The organism is Novosphingobium sp. FG90 (genome assembly GCF_057808725.1).
In genome coordinates this window covers 1-14,386 of sequence record NZ_JBMDIO010000060.1, presented here as the reverse complement: position 1 = coordinate 14,386, position 14,386 = coordinate 1, and the positions used below count along the sequence as shown (strand labels likewise).

The following is a 14,386-nucleotide window of genomic DNA, read 5'->3' as shown; positions in this document are numbered from 1 at the left end:
CATATCCACCAAAACCCACGCCTCCCTGCGGGCTTCAGCGCTTTTCACAGACGACGATCGACGTCCACGAGGGCGATGCTCAGCGCCTCGTTGCCCGCAAGCGCCATCTCGAAGCGGCGCAGGAAGCCTGCACGGTTGGCGAGGCCGGTCAGCTCGTCCGTCTCCGCCCTGCGCGCCAGTTCGCCTTCGCGGGTCTTGCGGGCGGTCACGTCCACCAGCGTCGCGACCGTCCCCGAGACCTGCCCCTGATCGTCGCGCTCGGCGCGGAACTTGGCTTCGATCCACAGGCCGCCGGGGCGCTCGACCTCCATGGTCACGGTCGTATCCGCGTCGAGCGCCCTGAGATGGGCTGCGAAGAGCGCCTCGCCGAGCGGCGGATCGAGTTCGCCGATGTGCGAGCCCAGCAGCCGCTCCGCACCCTCGCCGACCAGCGGAACGGCATCGCCCACCGCCCGGGTGCAGGCTCCGTCCGCACTGAAGCGCAGCAGCACGATGGAAGAGCGGTCGGCAAGGACCTTGAGCGCGCGCTCGCTCTCGCTGAGCCGGTCGATCAGGTCGCGGCGTGCGGCCAGCGCGGCGGCGACGGGCATCATCAGCACCAGCACGGTGGCGAGGTAGAACTGCAGGAAGGTCATCTGCACGCCCATGTCGCGGCCCGACAGGTTGACGGGGCCATGGCCGTAGAACGTGGCGACGCCGCCGGTCACCGCCACCAGCATCACGGCCACGCTCGTCCCCTGCCAGCCGAGCTGGAACGAGACCAGCATCAGCGGCACCATCGGCAGGAACAGCAGCGGAAAGCGGTCCTGGCTGAACACCCCGACGCTGACGGCAAGGACCGTGACGTGGAGCAGCAGGTGCTGTCCCCGCTCGCCCCACGATGCGCCGCGCAGCGCGGGGATCGTGTCGCCGTGGAAAAGGCCGAAGAAGAACGGCGTGAAGATCAGAAGGCCCAGCGCATCGGCGCAGAACTTGGTGGCGAGCGAGGTCCCGATCGGCAGGTCGAACGCGATGTTCGCGATGCCCGCACCGAGCAGGGCGCCGAAGGCCGGGGCGATCATCCCCGCACAGACGACGAAGCGGCCCACCGAGGCATGCTGGTGCAGCAGGCGGCCATCCGCATCGACCGTGGCGCGCAGCAGCCATGCCGCCATTGCGATCTCCAGCGTGTTGGAGACACCGAAGGCCAGCGGACCGGACACTACCCCGCGAATCGCGAACCCGGCGGCGGCGACGGCGATCAGGCCGCTCGCCAGGAACACCGGCCACTCCCGTGGCCGGCGCCCCAGCAGCTGCGCCAGGACCACGGCGTTGGCCGGCCACACCGAGGCAAGGTTGCCCTGAAAACTGAGGTACTTGATGACCGCCGCCGAAAGCGCGAAGCACACCAGTCCTGTCAACAGGGGTGCGACGATGAGGCGGGCCTTGGGCATCTCTTGCGGGTCTCTGGACGCTTCGAACGCACGGCGCTGTGCGGACTTCTCGTGCAAACGTTTGCGTCCGGAGTGGTTAAGATTCCTCCTCGGATTACGGGTCTACGCGCAGTTTCCTTGCGCCGTTCCTTCCCCAAGCGCCTTGCCTTTCGCGCCCGCCCCGCCTAGCGGCACCGGCACGAATTGGCCGCTACCCGCGTCAGCTGCAAGGAGTCGAACATGGTCCCCCGCTACGCCCGCCCCGCGATGACCGCGATCTGGGAACCCGAAGCCCGCTACCGCATCTGGTTCGAGATCGAGGCGCACGCCGCCGTCAAGATGGGCGAGATGGGCACCGTCCCCGTATCCGCAGGTAAAGCATTGTGGGACTGGTGGGCGACCAGCCCCAAGATCGACGTCGCCGCGATCGACGCGATCGAGGCCGTCACCAAGCACGACGTCATCGCCTTCCTCGACTGGGTCGCGCAGCAGGTCGGCCCCGAAGCGCGCTTCATGCACCAGGGCATGACCAGTTCCGACGTGCTCGACACCACGCTGAACGTGCAGCTGGTCAAGGCCGCCGACATCCTGCTCGAAGACCTCGACGCCCTGCTCGCCGCGATCAAGCGCCGCGCCGAGGAGCACAAGTACACCCCCACCATCGGCCGCAGCCACGGCATCCACGCCGAGCCCGTCACCTTCGGCCTCAAGCTCGCCGAAGCCTATGCCGAGTTCAGCCGCTGCCGCACGCGCCTCGTCTTCGCGCGTGAGGAAATCGCGACTTGCGCGATCTCGGGCGCGGTCGGCACTTTCGCCAATACCGACCCGGCGGTTGAGCAGTACGTCGCCGACCAGCTGGGCCTCGGGATCGAGCCGGTCTCCACGCAGGTCATCCCGCGTGACCGCCACGCGATGTTCTTCGCCGTGCTGGGCGTCATCGCCAGCTCGATCGAGCGCCTTGCCGTCGAAGTGCGCCACCTCCAGCGCACCGAAGTTCTGGAGGCCGAGGAATACTTCTCGCCCGGCCAGAAGGGTTCGTCGGCGATGCCGCACAAGCGCAACCCCGTCCTCACCGAGAACCTCACCGGCCTCGCCCGCGTGGTCCGTTCGGCCGTCGTCCCGGCGATGGAGAACGTGGCGCTGTGGCACGAGCGCGACATCTCGCACTCCTCGGTCGAGCGCTTCATCGGCCCCGACGCGACGATTACCCTCGACTTCGCGCTGGCCCGCCTGACCGGCGTGATCGACAAGCTGCTGATCTACCCCGCGCGCATGCAGAAGAACCTCGACCGCATGGGCGGCCTGGTCCACTCGCAGCGCGTGCTGCTGGCGCTGACGCAGGCGGGCCTGACCCGCGACGAGAGCTACCGCCTCGTCCAGCGCAACGCGATGAAGGTGTGGGAATCCGACGGCCAGCTCTCGCTGCTCGAACTGCTCAAGGCCGACCCCGAAGTCGCCGCCGCGCTTCCGGCCGAGGTGATCGAGGACAAGTTCAACCTCGACTACCACTTCAAGCACGTCGACACGATCTTCGCCCGCGTCTTCGGCTGAGCCGAGGGGGCTTCGACAAGCTCAGCCTGAGCGGGTTGAGAGGGCAATTCCAACCTTGCCGCTCAAGTCCGCTCATCCTGAGCCTGTCGAAGGATGAAGAGGCGAGGCGCGCCCTCGCCCTTCGATCCCTCCGGCCCCTTCCCTTGCGGAAAATTCACGCCTAGCATCGCCGGGAAAGCAGGAGGAACAATGCAGGTCATCCGCACCATCGCATGGGTCGTGCTCACCGCCGTGCTCGTCGCATTCATCGCGATGAACTGGACCAAAGTGCCGGTAAACTTCTGGCCTCTGGCAGACGGCAACTACTTCCACTTCGAATGGCCGGTCGGCGTCGTCGCGCTGCTGTTCTTCGGGCTCGGCATGCTCCCGGTCTGGGCCTACCTGCGCGCCGTGCGCTGGCGCCTCAACCGCCGCATTGCCAGCCTCGAGAACTCGCTGCGCGCCACCTCGATGCCCTCGCTCGCTGAAGCGCACGAAGCCGTGCCCGTCACCCCAATCGAAACCCCGTCGGAAATCGAGAAGTCATGAACCGCAATCCCGTCTACCTCGCCCTCGACCTCCCTCGCCTCGACGCCGCAGAAGCGCTGGCGCGCAAGGTCTCGGGCCATATCGGCGGGATCAAGCTGGGCCTCGAATTCTTCTGCGCCCACGGCCACCACGGCGTCCATGAACTGCACAAGGTGGGCCTCCCCATCTTCCTCGACCTGAAGCTGCACGACATTCCCAACACCGTCGCCGGCGCCATGCAGGCGATCCACGTACTGCAGCCCTCGATCGTCACCATTCACGCCGCCGGCGGCCGCGCCATGATGGAAGACGCCAAGGCCGCCGCCGGCGAAAACTGCAAGGTCGTGGCCGTCACCGTGCTCACCAGCCTCGACGGCGACGACCTCTCCGCCATCGGCGTCAACGCCAACCCCTACGACCAGGCCCTGCGCCTCGCCGACCTCGCTCACTCGGCGGGCCTCGACGGCATCGTCTGCTCGGGCCACGAAGTCGGCGCGGTGCACAAGCAGTGGAAGGACGGCTACTTCGTCGTCCCCGGCCTGCGCCCCGCAGACGGCAAAGTTGGCGACCAGAAGCGCACCGTCACCCCGCGCGAAGCCCGCGATGCAGGCGCCAGCGTGCTCGTGATCGGACGGCCGATCAGCCGCGCGGAGGATCCGCTCGCAGCGGCGAAGGCTATCGAGGCTACTCTTTAAGAACGGAAAAAGAGGATTCTGGGGCCATCGCCCCAGACCCCCATACTGTCGTCGTTGCGCGCGCAGCCGCGTAGAGCCTACATTGCGCCGCAGGCTATTAGTCTCCCGACGAAGCCTCATTGCGTGATGATGCTGCACGCGCGACCTCGACATTTTACGGGGTGCAGGGGTGGTAAACCCCTGCCTTCTCTCCCTTTCACCTTAACCCTTGCACACTTCACCGTTCAGCCCTTCGCAACCTCGCTCACTCCAGATCGTTGCTCACCGAACAACCCCCGGGAGTGCGACCCCATTATGAAGAGCCTGAGCCTGCTCGCCGCCACGGCTATGGCAGCATCCGCCCCTTCGGCTTTCGCCCAGCAGGCCCCTGCTCCTGCCATCGAGGCCGGGCACACCATGCTCACCGTCACGGCCGAAGGTTCGTCCACGCGCGAGCCTGACATGGCCAGCTACAGTGCCGGTGTGACCACGCAGGGCACGACTGCCAGCGAGGCGCTTTCCGCCAATTCCGCACAGATGACCAAGGTGATCGCCGCGCTCAAGAAAGCCGGGATCGCCGACAAGGACGTTCAGACCAGCAACCTCAACGTCAATCCGGTCTACGCCCAGCCCAAGCGCCTGCCCGATGGGTCTTACGAGGACGACGGCCAACAGCGTATCGTCGGCTATCGTGCCAGCAACTCGGTATCGGTCCGCCAGCGCAAGCTGCAGGACATGGGCAAGGTGATCGACGCGCTCGTCACGGCGGGTGCGAACCAGGTCAACGGCCCGAACTTCATGCTGTCGCAGCCCGAGGCGGCGATGGATGAGGCGCGTGTCGAGGCGATGAAGTCCGCCCGCGCCCGCGCCGACCTCTATGCCAAGGCGTCGGGCCTGCGCGTCGCGCGGATCGTCTCGATCAGCGAGAGCGGCGGTTATGCGCCGCAGCCGGTGATGTTCGTGCGCAAGGAAGCGCGTGACATGGTCGCCGCCGCAGCGCCGCCGCCGGTCGCTGCGGGTGAGTTGGAGATGAACGTCAACGTGACGGTGCAGTTCGAACTGGCGCCTTAATTGACCATCATCTCGTTCGATTGAATGTGATAGCCGACGAGCGCGAGCTTGTCGGCTTCACTTTTTCGGAAGACGAACTGTTCAGTGCCGCTGCCGCGCTCGAACAGGGTTTCGTTGGTGATCGTCATGAAGCTGCCGTTAGTGCTGGCATTGCGGTTCCAGCCGACCTGCTTGCTCGACTTCACGTTGCCCAGCTTGCGATGCACCGCGTCGAGCATGGCGACGAACTGCTTGCGCGTGGTGGCCTTGCGCATGTCCTCGCCGGTGCCCTCCCAGATTTCCTGCGAATGACCGGCATCGAGTTCTTCGTGGAAGCGGACCACTTCGGCGTCGGCCTTGCCGATCACCTCTTTCATGCTGCAGCCGCCGAGCATTGCCGCTGCGAGGAATGGCATTAGATAGCGGCCCAACCGATTCACTTCGCGTCCTTCCGTGATGGAGGACCGCAGCTTAGGGCAAGGCACGCATATGCCAACAGCGGCAATCAAGATTTGCGGGATCAGCACCGGCGATTCGCTGGAAGCGGCGATCCGCGCCCGCGCCGCGCACATCGGCCTTGTGTTCTTCGCCAGGAGCCCGCGCGCGGTGAGCCCCGTGCAGGCCGCCCAGCTTTCGGAGCGCGCGGCAGGCCGGATCGGCCGCGTCGGCCTGTTCGTGGACGCCGACGACGCGCTGCTCGGCGAAGCGGTGGGTGCGGCAAAACTGGACGCGCTGCAACTCCATGGCTCAGAGACGCCCGAACGCGCCGCGCAGTTGCGTGCGCGCTTCGGCATCCCCGTGTGGAAGGCGCTGTCCGTCGCCACCGCCCACGACGTCGCCCGCGCGAATGCCTATGCGGGCGCGGCCGACCTTATCCTCTTCGACGCCAAGACGCCCAAGGGCGCCCTGCCCGGCGGCATGGGCCTCAGCTTCGACTGGGGCCTCGTCGCGAACTGGAAGGGGCCGCTGGCATGGGGGCTCGCCGGAGGGCTCGACTCGGCGAATGTCGCCGAGGCTATCCGCCTGACCGGTGCGCCGCTGGTGGATACGTCCTCGGGCGTCGAAAGCGCGCCGGGCGTAAAGGACGAAGCGCGCATTGCCGCCTTCTGCGCGGCGGTCCGGTCCGCCTCATAAAGAAAGGGGCGGCCCTTTCGGACCGCCCCTTTCCTGGCTTACGCTGTTTTCACAGCGATCGGATCCGTGGGATCAGAACTTGACGCCCACGCCCACGAGGCCGCGGTCGGCGTCGGGGGTGTTGTCGCCGACCAGCAGGTGCTGGTATTCGGCCTTCACGTAGTAACGCGAGCCGACGTCCTGCTGCACGCCGCCACCGACGCCCACGGCGCTGTTGCCGTAGCGGGTGTTCTTCGACTGCCAGTCGGCCAGCGCGTAGACCTTGGTGCCCGGAACCGGCTGCACGCCGATGCGGCCGCCGGCGCCCCACGAAACGCGGGTGTTGTCGGTCAGGATCTTGTCCGCCGAACCCTGAACGCCCACGAAGAGCTTGTCGGAGAGGTCGTAGTCGTAACCAGCGGCCACGCCAGCCGTTGCTTCGCTGTCGCTACCGTTCCAGATCACGCCGCCGCGCGCTTCGACGCGAGCTTCGTTAGCCAGGGCGGGAGTGGCAGCGGCCACGGCAGCAACCGCGGCGAGCGAAACAAGTGCAATACGCATATTTTATAACTCCAAGTATTCCTGCGATCCCGACCCTCATCGGGGTTATCGTCGGGAGCCCCGCCGCTGGACCCCGTCACCTTTCAGTCAGATGAACGGTAAATTCCTGGAATCATTGAAAACGTCACAAAACTGCAGTTTATGACCGTTAGGTGCTTTTGCCGATTTACAGTTGCATTGTTTGCAATTGAATATCCGCCAGGCGATTACCAAGCCCTCTGGGGCACCCACGGATTTCCGCCCTCTCCGATCCAAACGAGGCCCCTCTCCTCATCGTATCTGGACAAGCGCGGGGGGGTCTGCCAAGCGCCGGATCATGACCGTTCAGAGCCCCAATTCGCTTCGTTCGTATCCCGATGAGTCGGGTCACTTCGGCCAGTTCGGCGGGCGCTACGTCGCCGAGACGCTGATGCCGCTGATCATCGACCTCGAAAAGGAATACCGAGCCGCGAAGCTGGACCCGGCGTTCCAGGCCGAGTTCGAAGATCTGCTCAAGACCTTCGTGGGCCGTCCCAGCCCGCTCTACCCCGCCCCGCGCATCACCGAGCATTTCCGCAAGCTCGCGCCCGAGGGCAAAGGTCCGAAAATCTACTTCAAGCGCGAAGACCTGAACCATACCGGCGCGCACAAGATCAACAACTGCGTAGGCCAGATCCTGCTGGCCATGCGCATGGGCAAGACCAAGATCATCGCCGAGACCGGCGCAGGCCAGCACGGCGTCGCCACCGCCACCGTCGCGGCGCGCTTCGGCTTGCCCTGCACGATCTTCATGGGCGCCAAGGATGTCGAGCGGCAGGCGCCGAACGTGTTCCGCATGAAGCTGCTCGGCGCCGAAGTGGTGCCGGTAACCAGCGGTGCGGAGACGCTCAAGGACGCGATGAACGAAGCGCTGCGCCACTGGGTCGCGAACGTTCACGACACTTTCTACATCATCGGCACCGCGGCCGGTCCGCATCCCTATCCCGAACTCGTGCGCGACTTCCAGAGCGTGATCGGCACCGAGGCCCGTGCGCAGATGCTGGAGGCCGAAGGTCGCCTGCCCGACATGCTGGTGGCGCCGGTGGGCGGCGGATCGAACGCGATCGGCTTGTTCCACCCCTTCCTCGACGACGCGGACGTGGCGATCGTCGGTATCGAAGCCGCCGGTCACGGCATCGAGAGCGGCCAGCACGCCGCCTCGTTGACGGGCGGCAGGCCGGGCATCCTTCACGGCAACAAGACCTACCTGCTGCAGGACGAGGACGGCCAGATCACAGAGGCTCATTCGATCAGCGCCGGTCTGGATTATCCCGGCCTCGGCCCTGAGCATTCATGGCTGCACGAGGCGGGCCGGGTGAAGTACCTGCCGATCACCGACACCGAGGCGCTTGAAGCGTTCCAGCTGTGCTGCGCGCTCGAAGGCATCATCCCGGCGCTGGAAAGCGCCCACGCCCTCGCCGCGCTGCCGCAGCTGACGGCTCAGCTGGACGCGGACAAGCTGCTTGTCGTCAACGTTTCGGGACGCGGCGACAAGGACATCTTCACCGTCGCCGAGGCGCTGGGGGTCGAGCTTTGAAAAAGGGTGGGTGGCAACGGTCGCTGATCGACGCCGCCGTGCTCTGGATGGCGGTTTTCCCGGCGATCAAGGTCCTCGCCGACCTCGTCCGGGTACGCTCCTTCGACCTTTCGGGCGCGGGCTACTACTGGGCCTTCGCCTTTCGGGGCAGCTGGAGCGACATTGCCGTCAGCCTCGCCTACCTCGCCGTTTTCGTCGGCCTGACCGCCGCCATTCTCCGCTATTCCGGAAAGACGCTGTTCTCCTGATGACCCGCTTCGAAACCGCATTCGCCAAAGGTCCCGCGCTCGTCTGCTTCATCACCGGGGGCGACGGCGACACCGCATCGAACCTCGACGCGCTCGTCGCGGGCGGCGCCGACGTGATCGAGCTGGGCATGCCCTTCACCGATCCCATGGCCGACGGTCCGGCGATCCAGGAAGCCAACTTGCGCAGCCTCGCCAAGGGCACGCGCACGGCCGACATCTTCCGCATAGCCGCCGAGTTCCGGCAGCGTCACCCCAACGTGCCGCTGGTGCTGATGGGCTACGCCAACCCGATGACGATTCGCGGCCCCGAGTGGTTTGCCAAGGAATGCGCCAAGGCCGGCGTCGACGGCGTGATCTGCGTCGATATTCCCAGCGAGGAAGACGCCGCCCTCGGCCCGGCACTGCGTGAAAAGGGCGTGTCGCTGATCCGCCTCGCCACCCCGACCACCGACGCCGCGCGCCTGCCCAAGGTGCTGGAGGGCTCCTCGGGCTTCCTCTACTACGTCTCCGTCGCGGGTATCACCGGCATGCAGCAGGCAGCGCAAGGCTCGATCGAGGACGCCGTGGCGAAGCTGAAGGCCGCCACCGACATTCCCGTCGCGGTCGGTTTCGGCGTGCGAACGCCCGAACAGGCCGCCGCGATCGCCAGGGTTGCGGACGGCGTGGTCGTCGGCTCGGCCTTCATCGATATCGTCAAGCAGCATGGCGATGCCGCTCCAGGGCCGCTTCAGGACTACACCGCATCGCTCGCGGCTGCGGTTCATTCGGCGCGCGAGAACGCCTGAGCTGGATTGTGCAGCGGGGGCTTCGACAAGCTCAGCCTGAGCGGATTTGAGAGGAATCTCAGTTCGATGGGTTTTAAGAATCCCCTGCCCCCCGCTCAGGCTGAGCTTGTCGAAGCCCCTGCGCGCAAGGCGCCATCGAGGACACCATGAAAGACTTCGCCGTGTCCGATGCGCCCGCCGTACAGGCCCAGCTCGATCGCCTAGCGGCGCTGTCGCTGCCGCAGGGCCGCATCGGGCTTGATGCGATCCGTACCCTCCTGTCGCGCCTCGGCGATCCGCACTTGCGCATTGCGCCCGCTTTCCACGTCGCGGGCACCAACGGCAAGGGATCGACCTGCGCCTTCCTGCGCGCGATCCTGGAGGCGCAGGGGTACAAGGTCCACGCGATCACCAGCCCGCATCTGGTGCGCTACAACGAGCGCATCCGCATTGCGGGCGAACTGGTCAGCGACGAGGAACTCGCCAGCCTGCTGGCCGAAGTTCTGGACGCGGCGGACGGCCTCGAAGTCAGCTTCTTCGAGACGACGATCGCCGCCAGCTTTCTCGCCTTCGCGCGCCATCCGGCGGATGTCTGCGTGATCGAGGTCGGCCTCGGTGGCCGTTTCGACGCCACCAACGTGCTGCCCGCGCCGCTGGTCTGCGGCATGGCGACGCTGGGCATCGACCACGAACGCTTCCTCCTCGCGCCGGAGGACGGTACGCCCGCCGAGCCGCTTACCCGAATTGCCTTCGAGAAGGCGGGTATCCGCCGCCCGCACGTGCCGCTGGTGACGCAGGCCTATCCGCACGACGTCACCGCGTTCCTGCAATCGCTGGCGGCATCGGAGGACGTACCGCTGTCCTCGCGCGATGCCGAATGGAAGGCGCAGGCCACCCGCGACGCGATCTGGTTCGAGGATCGCCACGGTTCGTTGACGCTCCCCCTCCCCGAGATGCCGGGCGCTCACCAGGCCGACAACGCCGCCCTCGCCGTGGCGATGCTGCGCGCGCAGGACGTGCTGCGCATCGATCCCCACGCCTTCGCCGAAGGCATCCGCACCGCCCGCTGGCCCGCGCGCATGCAATTGCTGGGCGATGGCCCGCTTACCCGCCTCGTCCCCGGCACGCCGGTCTGGCTCGACGGCGGCCACAACCGCGACGCGGGGCTGGCCCTGGAGAAAGTGCTGCGCGAGCGTGGGCAAGCGCCGCATCTGATCCTCGGCATGATCGCGGGCAAGGATCCCGGCGCCCTGCTCGACCCGCTGCACCGCCTCGTCGAAAGCGTGACGCTGGTGCCTGTGCCGGGGCATGATTGCCATCCGCCCGAGGCGTTTGCAGGCTGGTCACTCCCAACGACGACCGCGCCGGATGTGGCGACGGCGCTGCGCGAACTGGAGAGACTGTCCCCGCGCGCGGTTCTGATCGCGGGCTCGCTGTACCTTGCGGGCGCAGTGCTGCGGGACAATGGCGAGTTGCCGGATTAACTCGTCGTCCGGGACGATGTAACGCTACTCGACCTCGCCCGCCGACCCCAACGCCTGATCGACAAGTCCGGTCCGGCTCAGCCACCAGAACAGCACGATACCCGGCAGCGACAGCACAGTCGTCAGCAGGTAGAAGTTCACGTAGCCCATGGCCTCGATCAGCGCGCCGGCGGTCGTGCCGGTCGCAAGGCGCCCGACCACGCTCGCCCCCGCAGAGATCAGCGCGTACTGCGCGGCCGTGTAGCGCAAGTCGCACAGCGCCGAGAAATAGGCGATCACCACCACGCCGCCGTAGCCCGAGGCGATGTTCTCGAACCCGATGGCCCCCGCCATGCCCCAGTTGCTGTGCCCGGCCGCTGCCAGCGCCGCGAAGCTCAGGTTGGACACGCCCATCAGCACCAGCGAGAGCATCACCGAACGCTTGAGGCCCATCCGCGCATAGGCGACGCCGCCGATGAACACGCCGATCATGTAGGCCCAGAAACCCAGGCCGATGTCGTAGATCGCGATCTCGTCGTTGCTGAAGCCGAGGTCGTCGAACAGCAGGCGGAAGGTCAGGTTCGCCAGCGTGTCGCCGATCTTGTGGACGAGGATGAACAGCAGCACCAGGAACGCGCCGTTGCGGCGGAAGAACTCGCCGAACGGCCCGGTGATCGAGGACCAGACTTCCGCCAGCCCCTTCTTCTCCACCACCACCTTGCGGCGTTCAGGCTCGCCGAGGAACAACGCCGTCAGCATCGCTGGCAGCGCGAAGACGGCGCAGGCGGCATAGCCCACGCTCCAGCCGTAGCGCGCCGAAAGCACCAGCGCGAGCGCACCCGCGCCTGCTGAGCCGATGCGCCAGCCGTACTGGCTCATGCCCGATCCGGTACCGAGCTGATAGGGTTTCAGCGTCTCGATGCGGTAGGCGTCGATGACGATGTCGAAGCTGGCGCCCGCCACGCCCACCAGCACCGCGGCCAACACCGTCGCACTCATATCCGCCGCCGGGTCGACCAGCGCGAGGTTCACTACCGCCGCGATGACCGCAAGACCGCAAACCAGCATCCACGACACGCGCTGCCCCATGCGATGAAGCACCGGCAGGTGGACCCCGTCGATGATCCAGGCCCAGAACACCTTGAGGTTGTAGACGAGGAACGCCAGCGTGAAGGCGGTGACGGTCTTCTTGTCGATGCCGTCCTGCGCCAGCCGCGTGGTCAGCGTCGCGCCGATCATCGCATAGGGAAAGCCCGAGGAGAGCCCGAGCATGAAGGATGCGAGCGATTCCCGCTCGAAATAGGGTTTGATCGAATCCCCGACACTGCGACGCTCTACAGTAGTATCGGCGCCCACGCCGGTCTCCTCACTTGTGGTTGCCGTCAACTTAGCGGCGGCGATCCGTAAGGGAAGGCTGGATGAAGCGGCGATCAACAGGTATGGGCCACGAATGTCCAAACCTCCCAGCAAGTCTTCAGGCGGTAGAGGCGGCTCAGGCCGTGGCCGCGATTCCGGTTCCTCGTTTGGCGGAGGCTCGCGCGGAGGGTCTTCGCGCGGCGGTGCGTCGCGTGACGGTGGCCCGCGCTACAATTCCGGAAGCGGCAGCGCGCGTGGCCGCACCGGCCGTGACGACAGTGCCGACACGCCCCGTGGCGAGGCTCCGCGCGGTGGGCGCGGACGCCGCGAAGCCCCGCGCATCGGCAGCCGCGAGGACTTCCGCAGCGAATTCCCTCGCCGTGGCGCCAAAGATGGTGCCCGCGATGGTGGTCCGCGCTCCGAGCGCTCGCGCGATGGCGCCCGTGGCGGTGCCCCGCGCGGCGACCGTCCGCGTGAGGATGCCCCGCGCGGCGGTTCCTATCGCAGTGGTCCGGCGCGTGACGGCGCACCGCGTGTCGACCGCGTACAAGGCGGCGGATCGCGCGATGCGACCTATCGCAGCGGACCGGCGCGCGATGGCGGCCGCGACGGCGAGCGCAGCTATCGTCCGCGCCGCGACGATCGTGGCTTCGGCTCGGAGCGCGGCCAGCGCCCTGCCGGCCCGCGCCCCAACCTGAAGCCCGGCGCCGCGCCCCGCGCCGCCGCGCCGACGCCCAAGGACCCTTCGCTCCCCGCGCGCGAAGGCGAGCGTATCGCCAAGCTGCTCGCCCGCGCAGGCGTCGCCAGTCGCCGCGAGGTGGAGCGCCTCATCATCGAAGGCCGCGTCACGCTGAACGACGTCGTGATCGAGACGCCCTCGACCGTGCTCACCTCCCTGCGCGGCGTCGCGGTCGACGGCGACCCGATCGCCGAGCCCGAAGGCACGCGGCTGTTCCTGTTCCACAAGCCGTCCGGCCTCATCACCGCAGAGCGCGATCCGGCGGGCCGCCCGACGATCTACACCGCGCTGCGCAACGCCCTGCCCGAAGGCACCGGCCGCGTGATGCCGATCGGCCGCCTCGATCTCAACACCGAGGGCCTGCTGCTGCTGACCAACGACGGCGAGTTCAAGCGTCAGCTGGAACTCCCCGCCACCGGCATTCCCCGCACGTACCGCGCGCGCACGTTCGGCGACATCACGCAGGAACAGCTCGAACAGCTGATGGAAGGCATCGAAGTCGATGGCGTGATCTACGGCAAGATCGACGCCAACATGGAGCGCCGCACCGGCCGCAACCAGTGGATCGAGATGACGCTGACCGAAGGCAAGAACCGCGAAGTGCGCCGCGTGCTCGAAGCGCTCGGCCTGCAGGTCAGCCGCCTGCTGCGCACCGCCTACGGCCCGTTCCGTCTGGGCGACATGCCCAAGGGCATGGCGGGCGAAGTCTCGCAGCGCGACCTGGAAAACTTCCGCAAGAGCCTGCCGAGCCTGAAGGCATGAGCGGAAACCTGCGCATCATCGCGGGCGAGTGGCGCGGCCGCAAGCTGGCCGCGCCCGAGGGTGACACCACCCGCCCCACCGCCGACCGCACGCGCGAGACGCTGTTCTCGATGCTGGTCAGCCGCCTTGGCGATTTCGAGGGGCTGAAGGTCGCGGACCTGTTCGCAGGGTCGGGTGCGCTGGGGCTGGAGGCTCTGTCGCGCGGGGCGGCGCATTGCCTGTTCGTCGATCAGGATGCAGGCGCAATCCGCGCGATTCGCAAGAACATCGCCAACCTGCAAGCACAGAGCCGCAGCGACGTGCGCGCGTCTTCGGTAATGTCTCTGGGCACGGCGAAGGAACCGCTCGACCTCGTCCTGCTCGACCCGCCTTACGATACCGGCGCGGGTCAGGTGGCGGTGGACAAGCTGGCCCGCCTCGGCTGGATCGGTGAAGGCACCTGGGTCAGTCTCGAAACCGGCAAGGGCGAAAACGTGTCGATCAGGGGCTTCGAGGCCGACGCCACGCGCGACGTCGGCAAGGCGAGGCTGCACCTGCTGCGTCGCACGGCTTGACATTTATCGCCAAATAGGTTATAAGCCCCAACATCCGGAGCGGCGCCGTACACGTCGCTCCGGTGTATCGGGTCGGC

The 14,386-nt window shown here is 67.0% G+C and carries 15 protein-coding genes; 11 read left to right on the top strand and 4 right to left on the bottom strand.

Annotated elements, in window-relative coordinates; translation table 11 throughout:
* Positions 1-44: 44 nt before the first annotated feature.
* On the bottom strand, positions 45-1,433 hold the full coding sequence (locus tag ACODRZ_RS25720) for an MASE1 domain-containing protein (RefSeq protein WP_488972995.1): 1,389 nt from the start codon (positions 1,431-1,433) through the stop codon (positions 45-47).
* Between the two features lie 219 nt (positions 1,434-1,652).
* On the opposite strand from ACODRZ_RS25720, the gene purB reads away from it, so the two are divergent.
* The 4 genes from purB (at position 1,653) to ACODRZ_RS25700 (ending at position 5,215) form a co-directional block, all read left to right on the top strand.
* Complete coding sequence (gene purB, locus ACODRZ_RS25715) at positions 1,653-2,963, top strand: adenylosuccinate lyase (RefSeq protein ID WP_488972994.1); 1,311 nt, start codon at positions 1,653-1,655, stop codon at positions 2,961-2,963.
* A gap of 189 nt (positions 2,964-3,152) precedes the next feature.
* On the top strand, positions 3,153-3,491 hold the full coding sequence (locus ACODRZ_RS25710; protein WP_488972993.1) for a LapA family protein: 339 nt from the start codon (positions 3,153-3,155) through the stop codon (positions 3,489-3,491).
* The gene (pyrF, locus tag ACODRZ_RS25705) at positions 3,488-4,165 is read left to right on the top strand and encodes an orotidine-5'-phosphate decarboxylase (RefSeq protein WP_008833293.1); all 678 of its coding nucleotides are present in this window, start codon (positions 3,488-3,490) and stop codon (positions 4,163-4,165) included. The genes ACODRZ_RS25710 and pyrF overlap by 4 nt, the downstream gene beginning before the upstream one ends.
* Positions 4,166-4,459: 294 nt before the next feature.
* Entirely contained in the window at positions 4,460-5,215 is a 756-nt protein-coding gene (locus ACODRZ_RS25700) for an SIMPL domain-containing protein (protein ID WP_488972992.1), read from the top strand.
* On the opposite strand, the gene ACODRZ_RS25695 is transcribed toward ACODRZ_RS25700, so the two are convergent.
* Positions 5,212-5,571, bottom strand: a complete 360-nt coding sequence (locus tag ACODRZ_RS25695; RefSeq protein ID WP_488972991.1) for a DUF4019 domain-containing protein — start codon at positions 5,569-5,571, stop codon at positions 5,212-5,214. The two genes, ACODRZ_RS25700 and ACODRZ_RS25695, sit on opposite strands and share 4 nt — an antisense overlap.
* Before the next feature lie 112 nt (positions 5,572-5,683).
* Here ACODRZ_RS25695 and ACODRZ_RS25690 point away from each other — a divergent pair, with 112 nt between their 5' ends.
* Positions 5,684-6,328 (top strand): phosphoribosylanthranilate isomerase, encoded by a 645-nt coding sequence (locus ACODRZ_RS25690; RefSeq protein ID WP_488972990.1) that lies wholly within the window; start codon positions 5,684-5,686, stop codon positions 6,326-6,328.
* A gap of 72 nt (positions 6,329-6,400) precedes the next feature.
* Here ACODRZ_RS25690 and ACODRZ_RS25685 read toward each other — a convergent pair whose 3' ends face one another.
* Positions 6,401-6,868 (bottom strand): outer membrane protein, encoded by a 468-nt coding sequence (locus ACODRZ_RS25685; protein ID WP_488972989.1) that lies wholly within the window; start codon positions 6,866-6,868, stop codon positions 6,401-6,403.
* Positions 6,869-7,184: 316 nt separating this feature from the next.
* Between ACODRZ_RS25685 and trpB the strand changes: the two genes are divergently transcribed.
* From trpB to ACODRZ_RS25665, 4 genes are all read left to right on the top strand, one after another.
* Positions 7,185-8,423: a tryptophan synthase subunit beta gene (trpB, locus tag ACODRZ_RS25680; protein ID WP_488972988.1), complete on the top strand. Its 1,239-nt coding sequence runs from the start codon at positions 7,185-7,187 to the stop codon at positions 8,421-8,423.
* Positions 8,420-8,671, top strand: a complete 252-nt coding sequence (locus ACODRZ_RS25675; protein ID WP_008833299.1) for a hypothetical protein — start codon at positions 8,420-8,422, stop codon at positions 8,669-8,671. The genes trpB and ACODRZ_RS25675 overlap by 4 nt, the downstream gene beginning before the upstream one ends.
* Entirely contained in the window at positions 8,671-9,456 is a 786-nt protein-coding gene (trpA, locus tag ACODRZ_RS25670) for a tryptophan synthase subunit alpha (protein WP_488972987.1), read from the top strand. Before ACODRZ_RS25675 ends, trpA begins: the two co-directional genes overlap by 1 nt.
* A 146-nt stretch (positions 9,457-9,602) precedes the next feature.
* Positions 9,603-10,919, top strand: a complete 1,317-nt coding sequence (locus tag ACODRZ_RS25665; RefSeq protein WP_488972986.1) for a bifunctional folylpolyglutamate synthase/dihydrofolate synthase — start codon at positions 9,603-9,605, stop codon at positions 10,917-10,919.
* A 24-nt stretch (positions 10,920-10,943) separates the two neighbouring features.
* Here the strand turns inward: ACODRZ_RS25665 and ACODRZ_RS25660 are convergent, their stop codons facing one another.
* A complete protein-coding gene (locus ACODRZ_RS25660; RefSeq protein WP_488972985.1) occupies positions 10,944-12,254 on the bottom strand; it encodes an AmpG family muropeptide MFS transporter in 1,311 nt (436 codons plus the stop codon).
* Positions 12,255-12,348: 94 nt separating this feature from the next.
* On the opposite strand from ACODRZ_RS25660, the gene ACODRZ_RS25655 reads away from it, so the two are divergent.
* Positions 12,349-13,755: a pseudouridine synthase gene (locus ACODRZ_RS25655; protein ID WP_488972984.1), complete on the top strand. Its 1,407-nt coding sequence runs from the start codon at positions 12,349-12,351 to the stop codon at positions 13,753-13,755.
* Complete coding sequence (gene rsmD / locus ACODRZ_RS25650) at positions 13,752-14,309, top strand: 16S rRNA (guanine(966)-N(2))-methyltransferase RsmD (protein WP_488972983.1); 558 nt, start codon at positions 13,752-13,754, stop codon at positions 14,307-14,309. Before ACODRZ_RS25655 ends, rsmD begins: the two co-directional genes overlap by 4 nt.
* Positions 14,310-14,386: the final 77 nt, after the last annotated feature.